Below are 13151 nucleotides of genomic sequence, written 5' to 3'. Positions count from 1 at the left end.
TGTCAGAGGTGCTGAGAATCTGCTATAGGGGAGGAACCACTCAATAGTTGAAAGCATTGTCTTCGCTTTTTGAGCGCGGCCATATACTGTGGGCGTGAGCAGGAGCGTTCTTGGGGGCAAGCGGTTTGATGCGGTTCGGGTTCTTTGTTTTTTCGCGGTCGGATTGGTGTCGTCTCTGTATCTTGAGTGTTTTCATCAGGCCGTAGTCGCGTCCCGTACCTCTTTCGACGCTACGGGAGTGATTGGTTGGTTTTCCCGCGCGTCATTGTGGCGAGTTCCTCTGGTCTGGCTTGTGATTTCATTGGCGCTTGTCCTTTTGGATGTTCGCGGCAAACCATTGCTGCATTGGGCGCATCGATGGCGTTGGCCGCTGGGCGTGTTGGTTGTTGCGGCATGTACTGGCTGGTCGATCAGCGGTTCTTCTGTCGCCCGATGGTCCACGGTCTTCGGTGGTGTGCCTGATGATGGAACATTGTTCGGCATACCGAGAGGCATCCGCAGTGACGAGTGGGCGGTGTTTACGCCTTTTGCGTTTTCCCAATCCAGCAACAGCTATGCTCCCATTTCAAATATTCTGCGGGCATCCGCAACGGATGTGACCATGCTGTACGGGCAACCTGCGTGGGCGTTGGCCACGGCATTCCGTCCGTTCCTGTGGGGGTTTATGTTGCTGGGTAGTGAACATGGGCTCTCGTTCTTTTGGACAGCGCGTCTTGCTTGCCTGTTGCTGGTTTCGTATGAATTCGGCAGGTTTCTGACCAATGACGATCGGTGTCTTTCCTTTGCGTATGCGGTGTTGGTGGGGTTTGGCCCCGTGCTGCAATGGTGGTTCGCCATCAATGGCATCGCTGAATTGTTTATTTTCGGCCAGCTGCTTGTTCTTCTATTCGATAAGTATTGGCTGAGTTCATCGGTAATTGGCCGGTGGGCTGTTGCCGCGGGGATTGCATATTGCGCGGGCGGATATGCGCTGGTGCTCTACCCTGCCTGGCAGGTGCCTCTGTTCTACGTTTTCGCGGCGCTCGGTGTCGCCGTTTTTATACAGGATTTCGGTATATTCAGTAGGCGGTTGAAGGGTGGGCGGCATTCCAATCGGCGTTTTGCTGCTGGGTTGCTTCCCATATGCGTGATGACTATTCTGCTTATCGTTGTTTTGCTGACGATATGTTGGCAATCGCGCGAGGCTATTCGCCTGGTTGCCAATACCGCGTATCCCGGGGCACGCAAAGAGAGCGGCGGCGGTCTGTTGCAATCCCTGTCCGATTATGTGTCCTCTCCGTTGCTCGCATTGGATGCCGACTCGGCCATACCGAATGCGCCGGAACGCGCTTCGTTCTTCACACTGTTTCCCGTGGGGATAATTCTTGCATTGATGGTGCTTGCCAAACACCGGGATTCAAAGTTGATGGCCTTGCTGCTTTGCGACCTGTTCCTCTTGGCGTACGGGCTATTCGGATTCCCCTCTTGGCTGAGTTCCGCCACTTTGCTGTCCATGGTGACCACCGGGCGGCTGGAATTGGCAACATCCTTCTTGGATATCATCCTATTGATTCGTTCTTTGACGCTGCTGCCTTTCTTGCATCGACCTGGCACGTCAGATGTCAACGGACACGATGATTCCCCTATCTGCCGCGTGATTCCAAGAGCAATCATATCGATGATTCTTGCGGTGTTTCTCGTTGCTTTGGCAGATCGTCTGTCCGAATGTCCCCTGAACCGTGTCTTTACTTGCCTTGCCCTCGCGATTCTTGCGGTTTTTCTGTTCTCCGTGTTCAGCGCAGCGGTCGACAAACAATTCGGAGTCAGACTGGTTGCGTCGGCCAGCGTTATGGTGCTTATCTCCGGCCTATGCGTGAACCCCATACAGCATGGGGCGTCGGCCATTCTCGACAATCCCGTACCGGCAATGGTGCGTTCTGAACTGGGAAATCGCACTAGCACGGCGAAGCTCGTCACCGATGACCCCTATATCGGGCAAGGCATGGTAGCCTCCGGCATCCCCGCCATCACGTCAGCCAACACCATGCCTGCACTCAAACGGTGGCATAAGCTGGATCCTGACAGGCGCTACGAAAAACTCTATAATCGATACGCATTCGTCCAAATCCAACTTCAAGCCAAAGGCTCGCCCTCTTTCGAACTTGCCAAAGGGCATCCTGATTACCTCATAGTGCATATGACGGCTAACGACCTCGTCACGATAGGCGCCACGCACATCCTTTCCAAGCAGAATCCCGAGGAATATCAGACTGATGATGTGCGGTTTGCCCCTATGGGCCAAGCCAACGGGTTCACCTTATATCGCATAGTCCAACGACAACATTTCAATGCACAATAGGAGGCAGCTCTCAACCATGACAAGCAGATATCCTCTATAGGCCCCTACATCTGTTTCACCGACTTCGCCCATATTCTCATCGTTTGGATTCCGAATCTATCAGGCTGAACCTATCATTCCCGATCATTAATCTTTCATGAAAGATTTGTCGATAAATTTCTGACAGGTTGCGCGGATCCCAGACCTATCCGAGATCAAGATCGCCGTCGGCGGCGAGGAAGTCCATGAGGTTGAGATGGCGCACACCGTCTCGCTGCAATGGCAGCGGGTCGAGCGTGAACAGGTAGCGCGGGTATCCGTCCCGCAGTTTGGAGAACGGCCGGTATTCGCGTTCCTCGACCTGCGGGTCCTCGACGCTCATGGAGACCTGTATGTACGCGTACTGGTCGTCCCTGCGCACAATGAAGTCGCATTCGAGACTGCCGATCCTTCCCACACTGACCTTGTATCCCTTGGACAGCAGGTGCGTGTACAGCACGTTCTCGAGCATGGGCCCGTAGCTCAACCGTGTGTCGGCGTTGCGCGCGTGGTAGATGCCCAGATCGGCGAGATAGTATTTTTCCCCGCCGCGCAATGATCTGCGGCTTCTCAGGTCGAATCGCGGACATTTGCACAATATGCGTGCGTTCTCCAACAGGCGCACGTAGCCGGCGAGCGTCTCCCGTTTGATGCGCACGCCCTGCGTGTGCTCCATGTAGTCGATGATGCCGGCGAGATTCGTGGGCGATGCATAGTTGTTGATCAGATAGGTCTGCACGCGCTCGAACGTGTCCCGGTTGGTGACGCGCCTCCTGGCGGTGATGTCCTTCTCGAAGATCTGGCCTATCACGTCGTCGACGTACTGGTCCCTCGCCGCGGGATCGTCGTAGTCGAGGGACTTGGGGAACCCGCCGTAGGTCAGCCATTCGCGGAAGCATTGCGCTCGCGGCGCCTCGGGTTTGCCGAGGAAACCGCGCATGCCCAGGTATTCCGAGAACGAGAGCGTGAACATCCCGATCTCGACATACCGGCCGGTGAGCTTGGTGGCCAACTCGCCCGACAGCAGGTACGAGTTCGAGCCGGTCAGGAAGATCGACACGTCGCCCTCCTCGCGCCACGCGTTGACCACGGTCTCGTAACCCTTCACGTTCTGCACCTCGTCGATGAACAGGTAACGCATGCCCTGCGTGCCACGCAGACGCTCCTCGATGGCCGCATCCAGCAGATCAGGCGTGGTCACATGCCGGAACTCACGACGATCGAGATTCATCTCGACCACATTCGAAGAGGGAACGCCGCCCTCGACCAGTTCCTCGGCCACGGTCCGCAGCAGGCTCGACTTGCCACACCGCCTGATGCCGGTGACCACCTTGATCAGCCCGGCATCGGCATAGAACGGACGGATATGCTCCAGATAGCGTTCCCTGCGATACAGGCGTTCCATCATCATCCCCTTCCCAATTCATTACTTCCGGGGGTTATTCCTCATTGATATTGCGAGAATAACCCCCGGAAGAGACAGTTTGCCAGATAGATTGAGTGCTCGAAATCCCTAGGCCAATTTTCGTTCCTATGGCCCTAGAAGAAAGGTTCCAGGAATATGACTGGAAACAAGAATGCATGGCGCGCGCCGCTCGCGGGCCTCGCCTCGGTCGCGATGATCGCGACCATGGGCGTCGCCGCAAGCACCGCCAACGCGGCTGCGGAGGTTGCGGATTACAACTTCACAGTCACGTTCAACGCTAATGGCGGCCAGGTTAACGGAAAGTCCGTGGATACGTTCAAGACCGCTGACAATCCGTCGTTTAAGGGTGAGCTCGGTTACAATTCGGCTGACTACTCCCTTGAGGGTTATAAAGCGACCAAGAAGTTAGAGCGTTTTACCGGCTGGTATACCGCAGCTGAAGGCGGAGAGAAGTTTAATCCGTCGACGTTCGTGAATGCTGATTTGACCCTGTATGCCCACTTTGCCGAGCCGGATGACCTCTACGTAATCACCTTTGACGGCAAAGGTGAAGTTGACACCGATGCGGATCCAGATAATGGGGATGTCCAAAACACGAAGACGATTGAAGTCGCTGGCAAGGATCAGAAGATTGCCGCTTGGGAACTTCCCGTCGACATCCCTAACGACCAAAAGGCTCTGACCGGCTGGTCCACGAACAAGGGCGATGCCGTCTCTTCGGACGAACTTACGACGAACTTCGTCGACAAGCTGAACTATGACCGCTACCATGCGGACAAAGTCACGCTTACTCCGGTGACCACCGAGGATGCCGTGACTATCGCATACGACTATGACGCTGATGACATTGTCGATAAGTATGTCGACGCCGCATTTGGCTCCAAGATTGAGTATCCGGAAGGCTACACTGCAGTGGGCGCTAAGCAGAACACTCGTGTGCTTACTTGGACGGATGAGGATCAGGGAGGTCGTAAGGGCTTCGATACCGTTTCAAAGTCCAACTATCCTGTTTGGCATCTGAAGGGTGAGACTTGGCAGAAGGCTTATAAGGCCACCTATTACACGGAAATCGCCGGCAAAGATCGCAAGTTCGCCGAGACCATCGTGGACGAGGGCAACACCGCCGCCGCGCCGACTGCTCCGTCTCGCAACGAGGGCTACACTTTCGCCATGTACACCGAGCCGGCCAAGCCGGACACGGATCACGTGTATAGTGACACCGCTGCGAATCCGACGTTCTACAAGGATCACAGCCTTGTTGCTCAGTGGTCCGTTAAGAATGCGAAGGTCACTTTCGACTATAGCTATGGCAACAAGTCGACTGAGAAGTACTATGAGGCTGGCGACGTGTTCACCACTCCGACCGCTTCTGAAGTCACCCGTGACAACTGGACTCTGCTCGGCTGGTACGTGAAGAGCGATGGTACTTCTCCGTTCGCTGACAACCGCGAGGCTGAATTCCAGTGGACCACTGACACCTTTGGTCAGCCTGTCACGAAGAGCCTGAACAATGGCGTGCACAGCATCGGCTGGTATGACGCTAATTTCAAGCTGCCCGAGAACGCCAAGCTTAAGATTGGTGAGGACGGCGTCCTTTACTACCAGAAGACTGCAGCTACCGGTAGCGTCGACGGTGCTAGCGGAAAGCCCGTCTACAAGACGGAATGGGTTCCCACTGCAGGCACGCTGTACGCTGCTTGGAAGAAGGCCGATGTGGAACAGCTGAACAGCCAGTATGACCGCATTCCGACTCAAAACGCTGATGGTAGCTACATCAAGGGCGACAAGCAGTCCGACTGGAAGCCGGAATCCTATGACGCTTATCAGTCCGCCATGGCCGAATATCGCGAGGCCAAGGCTGAGGCCGAGAAGGACGGCATTAACGCTGCCGAGCTGAAGGCGTTGCAGCAGCAGCTTTCCGACGCGCAGGCGAAGCTTGTTCAGACTGCTCCGGTGAAGGTGTACCGTCTGTACAACAAGTGGAACGGCGATCACGTGTACACCACGAGCCAGGACGAGTCCTCCGCCCTGTCCAAGCTCGGCTGGAAGGCCGAGGGCGTGCAGTTCAACGTCACCGAGAAGAACCCGCTTGGCTTGAGCACCGCCGTGTACCGCCTGTACAACCCGTACAACGGCGAGCATCTGCTGACCGCCGACAAGACCGAGGCCGCTGGCCTGGCCGAGGCCGGCTGGGTGTTCGACAAGAGCGGCAGCCTGGTCGACGAAGACGGCAACCCGGTGTACTTCTACGCCCCGCAGGGCGCGACGACCGGCGTGACCCGTCTGTTCAACCCGTACGAGACGGTGGGCACCCACCTGTACACCACGAGCTCCGACGAGATCGCCAAGAACGTCAAGCTCGGCTGGATCCAGGAGAACGTCCTGTTCAACGTCGTCAAGTGAGACGGGGCGCGGGGTCCTTCTGATCCCGCTCCAGGCCGATGACTGACACGAGGGGTGACTCCGATGCGCAAGCACCGGAGCCACCCCTCACGCGCTTTTGTGAGCATTTCCAAGCACCTAGTTACCCACGTGACGATTTTCAATGTGGAAATAACAAAGACGGGGAACGTTTCCACGTTCCCCGTCATCAACATCAACTGTTGCTCTTAATTCGAAGCAACCAAAGTCCATTGAGGAGTAGTTAGCCCCGGATGCGCCTGGCATAACAGCACTCTTCCGTATTTGTCATAGCCTTTCATGCCGATCTGGGCTTTCTTGCAGAATCTACCGTTGACTACCGTGCCCGTCACGAAATTCTCATCCGGAGTAGGGTTCGGACTCGGTGCCGGCGTGCCGGCCTCTAACGCATACCAGCCCACGCCCTCGGCTCTCCAGCCACTGGAAGCAAGCGCGTCATTCTCACTCTTGTCCGTAGTGTAGTTATGAGTGCCGGAAACCGCGTACGGATTGAATTGCCGGTAAACGGGAACTCTTTGCAAGTCATCGGAATACCAGCCGACGCCCTCGTATTTCCATCCCGCGAGCACCATGGCGTCGCGCTCCGTCTTGTCGGTGGTGTAATGATGGTCGCCACCGGGAACGTAAGAATTATATAGACGATACACCGGCGTTTTCGACTCCCGTGGCGCAACCCAGCCGATGCCCTCGTCCCTCCAGCCTATCGACGCCAGAGAATCACGCTCTGATTCTTTTTCGGTGTAAAGATGCTCACCGGTGTACGGATTGTACAAGCGATACATGTCAACCGAATCCCCACCGGTATCGGCTGCCGACGCGGGACAGGCGGAGAGGGAAAAGGCCGAAGCGGAGAGTGAAACCGCAAGAACCGCGGAAAAAGCCGATCGTGAAATGTGATTCGAATACGACATCATCGTCCTTTCTCTAAAACACTTGCATCGTACCATCGAGGCGCTAACATACAGCGAATGTTTCAATATCTGACGAGAATTCAATAAACCATCGAGACCAAATCTCAATTTCCACATTTTCACCTGCATACGAGAGAGGGGTGGTTCCGGTGCTTGCGCATCGAAACCACCCCTCGTGTCAGTCATTGACCGGAAGCAGGTTCAAAGGACCCTGCAGTCCGAATCACTTGACGACGTTGAACAGGACGTTCTCCTGGATCCAGCCGAGCTTGACGTTCTTGGCGATCTCGTCGGAGCTCGTGGTGTACAGGTGGGTGCCCACCGTCTCGTACGGGTTGAACAGACGGGTCACACCGGTCGTCGCACCCTGCGGAGCGTAGAAGTACGGGTCGCCAGCCTTCGCGCCCTCGGTGACGTCGTACACCCAGCCGGCCTCGACCAGGCCGTCGGCCTCGGTCTTGTCCGCGGTCAGCAGGTGCTCGCCGTTGTACGCGTTGTACAGGCGGTACACGGCCTTCGCGTTGCCGAACGCCTTGTTCGTCACGTTGAACTGCACGCCCTCGGCCTTCCAGCCAAGCTTGGACAGGGACGCGGCCTCGTCCTGGCTCGTGGTGTACACATGGTCGCCGTTCCACTTGTTGTACAGGCGGTACACCTTCACCGGAGCAGTCTGAACAAGCTTATCCTGAGCAGCCTTGATGTCGGCCTCGAGCTTGGCATACTCGTCGGTGGTCAGGGAACCGGAGAGCTTGGTCTGCAGATCGGTTACTTCCTTGACATATTCGGGCCAGTTGGTGAAGTCCTTGTTCTCAGCAATCACGTCGCCGTTCTTGTCGGCGATCGGAGCGTTGTTGAGCAGATCGTTCACCGAGGACTTGTTCGCGCGAACCCAAGCGCCGTACATCATGCTCGGAACATCAATCCACTTCGTGGTGTAGGCGGGCTTACCGGTGCTGGAATCAACCTCGTTGGAAACCTTCACGTTCGCCTGCAGCGTGCCCTGAGCGGTGATGCGCAGCTTGGTGCCTGCCGGGATGCGGAAGACCTTCGTGTCGTCACTATATTCAGCGTTGTCGAACATGCTCAGCGGGAAACCAGCCTGATTGACGCGATCGCCCTCATCGAAACGATGATTGTGGTTCGTGTCATCAGCCTTGCCGTCGTTGTTCTTGTCCACGTACTGGAAGTCAGCGGCGATGACGTCATTGTGGACGAACGGGTTGAACGGGTTGTTGTCGAACGTGCGGTTGACGAACCAGCCGTAGAACGCCCAGCCATTGCGCTGCGGGCCTTCGGAAGCGGACGGCATGGTGAACGTCTCGCCAGCAGCATAGGACTTGGTGGTCTTCTTGCCGCCGATATTCCAGTCGAACGTCACACCAGCGGACTGAGTCCACTCAGCGGCCAGCCAAGTCGGACCATAGATCTTGCCGGTGAAGGCATCGCCATACGCATGATCCTTGTTCGGGTGCGCCGGGTTCGAGTAGTGCGTGAACGTGGAACCGCTGTTGCGAGCAGGCATCTGATACTTATCATGAGCGGTATCGCCGTGAAGCACGTAAACAGTGCCCATATAACGATCTTTGCCATTAATCTCAGTGAAATATTTCACCGCATAGGCAGCATCGGCCTCGGCCGGCTTCAAGTAAGCGCCATCAAGAACAGCACCACTTTCAGTATATGTCTTGTTACCATACTGCCACTTGCTGAACTGGAACACGGTATTCTCGCCAAGAACCGGTCCCAGCCAACGGTTACCACCCGGGTAGGTCGGATCGGACAGCAGATCGCCATACGCCACATCAACGGTCACATTGTCTGCACCGGGGATAGCATAGGTAATCTTCGCGGCCTTCTTGGCCACGGCGACAAGATTCAAGGTCACCTTACGACCAGTGGCATCATTACCGAGCTTTGCCTGAAGCTTCGCAGGATCGGTCAGATCCTCCGTGGTGAACTGCACATTTTCAGCAACGCCCACGGTACCCGCGGTAGTCACCCAATAATTCACGACCTTGCCATCGGCAGCCGCATCAGCAGGAATATCCTGAGCAGCGAAACCATCGGTACGGTTCGTAAGCACAGTATCATCGTTGGTGACACCAGAGCCGTAGAAGTTTGCCTCAACGAGGGTGTCGCGAGTTGCGTAATGAGCCTCAAGCGTCGTATCGGCATTCACAGTCTGACCTTCAACGACCTTCTTACCGTTCAGGTACCAGCCAGTAAACACACTCTCCGCAGACGGGGCAGAAGCGACGCGACCTTCAATCCTATAATGATCTTTGCCGTTGGCAGTAGAAGAATTGTTGGCATAGTTCAAATGTCCATCATCAACACCGCAAAATGCCTTTACTGCACCGTCATAATCGTCTGTATAGGTATTGCTGCCATCAGAGCAATTCTCCGACGAGGTGAGGGTTTCATCGCCAGAACCAGCGATACGCCCTTCTTTGGCGTTAAACGTCACGGTGAAGTTATACGAATCCACCGCAGCCGTCTTGGCGTTGGCGGTGCTTGCGGCGACGCCCATGGTCGCGATCATCGCGACCGAGGCGAGGCCCGCGAGCGGCGCGCGCCATGCATTCTTGTTTCCAGTCATATTCCTGGAACCTTTCTTCTAGGGACATCGGGTTTGTTTATGGGGACTTTCCCCATCCCGACTGTGCTCTTTTTTACTACTACCCCTCGGACATTGTCAAACTGAGACTTGTTTTTGAGTTGTGGTGCCTATATCTGGCGTGTCTTCTGGAAGTTTCCTGACAGCTCTGTCCAACAGCTAGCTGCAACCTACGTAAGTCTTAGGTTTTCTACGCTCTTGTCACTCTTATATAGATGTCGTGATGCATATACAACTTGTCTTGTTCGCGGCTAGATGAACCTGAATATTTCCAAACCGTTACAGGTATGTATAAGAAATTCGTATACCCAGAGGCTTTGCGCTCAGCGAATTACGCTCAACGGTGATTCCCGAACCACCACGTTGCTGCAATTTGCATTTATCCACCCTTCCGCATATCCTTCTGGAAGGCACAAGATTTGCAGGCATGTGGATTGAGCGCCTAGTGATTCATATTTTTATGTATTGCTAAAGTCGGGACATCGCGGTAACGAATGCCCGGTCGACAGGTTACTTTCGACCGGGCATTCGTTTATCTGAAGCGATTTCTAATTGAAGGCGGTGAACGCCGTTCCCTCACTGACCCATCCACTCTTCAGCAGCGAGTCTCGCTCTTCAGTGCTGGGCGTGAGATGATGCTTACTGGCCTTAGCGTTATACACGCGATACACCGGCTTATTCCCACCTGTCGTCGGCACATAGAAGGCAACACCCTCGTCTGTCCATCCAGCATTTTTCGCCGCAGTGGCCTCAGCTTGGTCCGGAGTGAACAGATGATCGCCACTATACCGGTTGTATAGACGGTAAATAGGTGCCATGCCGTTGGAAGATTCGTTCGAGGCACGGAAAGACACACCTTCATCGCGCCAGCCGATTTTCTTCATTCCGTCGTATTCCGTTGCCGATGCAGTCAGCATGTGGTCGCCGTTCCAAGGGTTATATAAACGGTATACATCCGTCTTGCGGATCACCGTGTTAGATCCGCTCTCCGCAATAATCTTCCACTGCTGGGCTTCGGAACCGTTGGAATCGTAAATCCACAACGGAGTGCCATTGCCCATGGTGCCGTATTGCACATCCAACGCCTTGTTGGACTTGCTATTAAGCAACGTCACATTGCCGTTGCCAGCGTCGCGCACTAGCCAACGCTGCGCCTGGGTGTCGTTGTCCTGATACTGCTGCACCACGGCACCGCTCACGGTTCGGCCATTGTATACGTCAATGTTCTTACCTGAGTTCACATTCTGAATCTCATACAGCCCGTTGCCCACTTTCGTGAACACGAAGCGCTGCGCAACCGAGCCGTTCGACTGGTACAGATTCAGGGCGGTGAAATTAGCTGTGCTTGCACCAGGTACATCTATTACATACTTTGTGTCCTTAGCCGAAGCCAAGCGCACCTGCTTGTTAGTCGGCACGTTCACAGCAGAGGCCAGGAGCCACTGCTGCGCATCGGTACCATTCGGCGTCCACAGGCGTACGGACGTGCCGTTCGCCGTGGAACCATTCTGCAGGTCAAGCACCAAATTGCCCAATGCGGATTGCAGGTAATAGCCCAACCCATTATCTCGGATGAACCAGCGCTGCGCGGTGGAATCGTTCGCATCATACTGCTGAACCACCGCACCTGCCTTCGCACTGCCGTAACGCACATCCAAAGCCTTGCCGGAATGTACGTTCACAATACTGTAGCTGCCATCGGAATGGCGGGTGAAGCGGAATCGTTGCGCTGCTTCGGTACCATACTGCCATATTTGCGTCGCCGTGGAATTAGCGGTGCTGGCGGAAGGAATATCAACGCTAGCGGAGGCGCGAGGGTAAGAATTAATGTAATACTCACCGTTAGGAATTGTGACTGCGGCCATATTCGCCACATTGATTGCGGGAGCGGTGCCGCCCATGGAAGAGCCATCAGTGCTGCCGAACGCGTTCAAATCCACACTGCCGGAGACACCAGCCACATGGCCCTGCGAGGTGTACTGCCAGCCGCGGCCCCTAACAGTCCAATCCACATAGTTCATGGTCGGGCCATACTGCGCCACCCACGACGTCTTGGCATGGATGTCGCTGCTATTCAGCGGACCATACAGGTAGCTAGTATATGAATAGACTCCCAAGCTGCTGAGCCCACGATTCTTCATATGCTGATACCACGTATCCACAATGTCGTTGTATACAGCGGGCTCGGTCGGATGCTGATAGCCAGTCCAAGTCCAAGCTTCGAGATCGTAGTAAATCGGGTACGCGATATCGCTAGCCTTCACGCCGAAGCTGGCGAGTGTGTCGGCGAGGGACTCAGCCTCTTCGGCTGCGAACGCGGCGTTATAGGCGTAGGAGTACCAGTAGACGCCGAAGGGAATGCCGCGGCGAAGGCATTCGCTAATATTGCGTGCGGCCTGAGCGTCGACATTGCCGATGCCATAGCCCAAGCGGATAATCGCGCCTTCAACACCACCCTGCTTGGCTGCCTGCCAGTCGATGGTGCCGTTGTGCTCGGAAACATCGATCACACCTCGGGCGTTCTGCACGAACATATCGCCGTTCGCATCGAAGAATGCGGAAGTGCCGTTATAGGTGCCCCACGACGTGCCGTAGTCGCTGTTGGGCAGGGCGGCTAGGCGAACCTTTGACTTAGATGCTTCGCTGCTGCGTGCTGAAGCGGGATTTGTGCTGTTTTCTTTGGCGCTGTCTTTGACCTCATCGATCTTCTCGCGCACTTCGCTCACCTGAACCGGGATGAAGGAGTCGCCGTCGGTTTTTGCCAGCGGATCGGGCTGCGTGTCTTTGGTGCCTACCAGCTTCGGATCGGTTACGGTTTTGCCGGTTTCGATGTTCTTCAGATCACCGTCTTCGGTCAACACGTACTGTTCGGAAACCACCGTGTCATTGTCATCAATGGACTTTGACACCTTATCCGGCAGCTCGGCGTTAGGATTGTCCGGCATCGAATCAGCATCGGTCTGGTCGCTAACAGTAGTGGTGCCAGCGGAGAAGGGATTGCTGTCAAGGTTGACGTCGGTCAGCCCCTGTGCGGGAGCAACGGAAACCGACACCAGCATGGCTGTTGAGATGATTGCGGCGGCAACGCTCATACCGCCACGCACATGCGGGAGATTCTTCATTATGCTCATTCCTCTTGTCTTGCGCCGCCCGTGAAACATATTTATTGCGCACCGGCAGTCCAAACACCTCAAGCGCCAGCACAAACCCACGGAACAACTGACTTATGACCTTAGTGCAGACGGCATATATCAACCCTGCTCAATAGCCCCTATTCGTGCGAAATATGAACAACTTTTGGAACTTGTTAAGTTTTAACGCTTGGAGTGACGAACTACGGCGTTTTAAATGGTGGTTGCGCGCTGCTTATGACGTGGTATCTCGTCGGATCTGGCGTGAGGCCCGGTACCGGCGACGGCT

At 55.3% G+C, this 13151-nt stretch carries 6 protein-coding genes; 2 read left to right on the top strand and 4 right to left on the bottom strand.

From position 1 onward, the window contains the following. Nucleotides 1-94: 94 nt before the first annotated feature. Nucleotides 95-2338, top strand: coding sequence for a DUF7657 domain-containing protein (locus tag G1C95_RS11040; RefSeq protein WP_169173001.1), 2244 nt, complete (start codon nucleotides 95-97; stop codon nucleotides 2336-2338). A gap of 184 nt (nucleotides 2339-2522) precedes the next feature. Here the strand turns inward: G1C95_RS11040 and G1C95_RS11035 are convergent, their stop codons facing one another. Next, nucleotides 2523-3767, bottom strand: coding sequence for an ATP-binding protein (locus tag G1C95_RS11035; RefSeq protein ID WP_240947543.1), 1245 nt, complete (start codon nucleotides 3765-3767; stop codon nucleotides 2523-2525). 150 nt (nucleotides 3768-3917) lie between these two features. Between G1C95_RS11035 and G1C95_RS11030 the strand changes: the two genes are divergently transcribed. Continuing rightward, entirely contained in the window at nucleotides 3918-6185 is a 2268-nt protein-coding gene (locus G1C95_RS11030; protein ID WP_169173000.1) for an InlB B-repeat-containing protein, read from the top strand. Nucleotides 6186-6391: 206 nt separating this feature from the next. Here the strand turns inward: G1C95_RS11030 and G1C95_RS12435 are convergent, their stop codons facing one another. From G1C95_RS12435 to G1C95_RS11015, 3 genes are all read right to left on the bottom strand, one after another. Further along, on the bottom strand, nucleotides 6392-7117 hold the full coding sequence (locus G1C95_RS12435; protein ID WP_205832818.1) for a hypothetical protein: 726 nt from the start codon (nucleotides 7115-7117) through the stop codon (nucleotides 6392-6394). A gap of 220 nt (nucleotides 7118-7337) precedes the next feature. After that, nucleotides 7338-9713, bottom strand: a complete 2376-nt coding sequence (locus G1C95_RS11020; protein WP_169172999.1) for a hypothetical protein — start codon at nucleotides 9711-9713, stop codon at nucleotides 7338-7340. A 566-nt stretch (nucleotides 9714-10279) separates the two neighbouring features. Next, nucleotides 10280-12853, bottom strand: a complete 2574-nt coding sequence (locus G1C95_RS11015) for an RICIN domain-containing protein (protein ID WP_169172998.1) — start codon at nucleotides 12851-12853, stop codon at nucleotides 10280-10282. Nucleotides 12854-13151: the final 298 nt, after the last annotated feature.

The organism is Bifidobacterium oedipodis (assembly GCF_012932425.1).
GTDB classification, from domain to species: Bacteria; Actinomycetota; Actinomycetes; order Actinomycetales; family Bifidobacteriaceae; genus Bifidobacterium; species Bifidobacterium oedipodis.
Note: the sequence above shows the minus strand (reverse complement) of the source record. Positions and strands in the feature narration are given on the sequence as shown.

What these genes read in the sequence shown, in the direction of transcription:
- G1C95_RS11030 (WP_169173000.1), top strand. Translation starts at nt 3,918, where the DNA reads ATGACTGGAAACAAGAATGCATGGCGCGCGCCGCTCGCGGGCCTCGCC.
- G1C95_RS12435 (WP_205832818.1), bottom strand. Translation starts at nt 7,117, where the DNA reads ATGATGTCGTATTCGAATCACATTTCACGATCGGCTTTTTCCGCGGTT.
- G1C95_RS11015 (WP_169172998.1), bottom strand. Translation starts at nt 12,853, where the DNA reads ATGAAGAATCTCCCGCATGTGCGTGGCGGTATGAGCGTTGCCGCCGCA.
- G1C95_RS11035 (WP_240947543.1), bottom strand. Translation starts at nt 3,767, where the DNA reads ATGATGATGGAACGCCTGTATCGCAGGGAACGCTATCTGGAGCATATC.
- G1C95_RS11020 (WP_169172999.1), bottom strand. Translation starts at nt 9,713, where the DNA reads ATGACTGGAAACAAGAATGCATGGCGCGCGCCGCTCGCGGGCCTCGCC.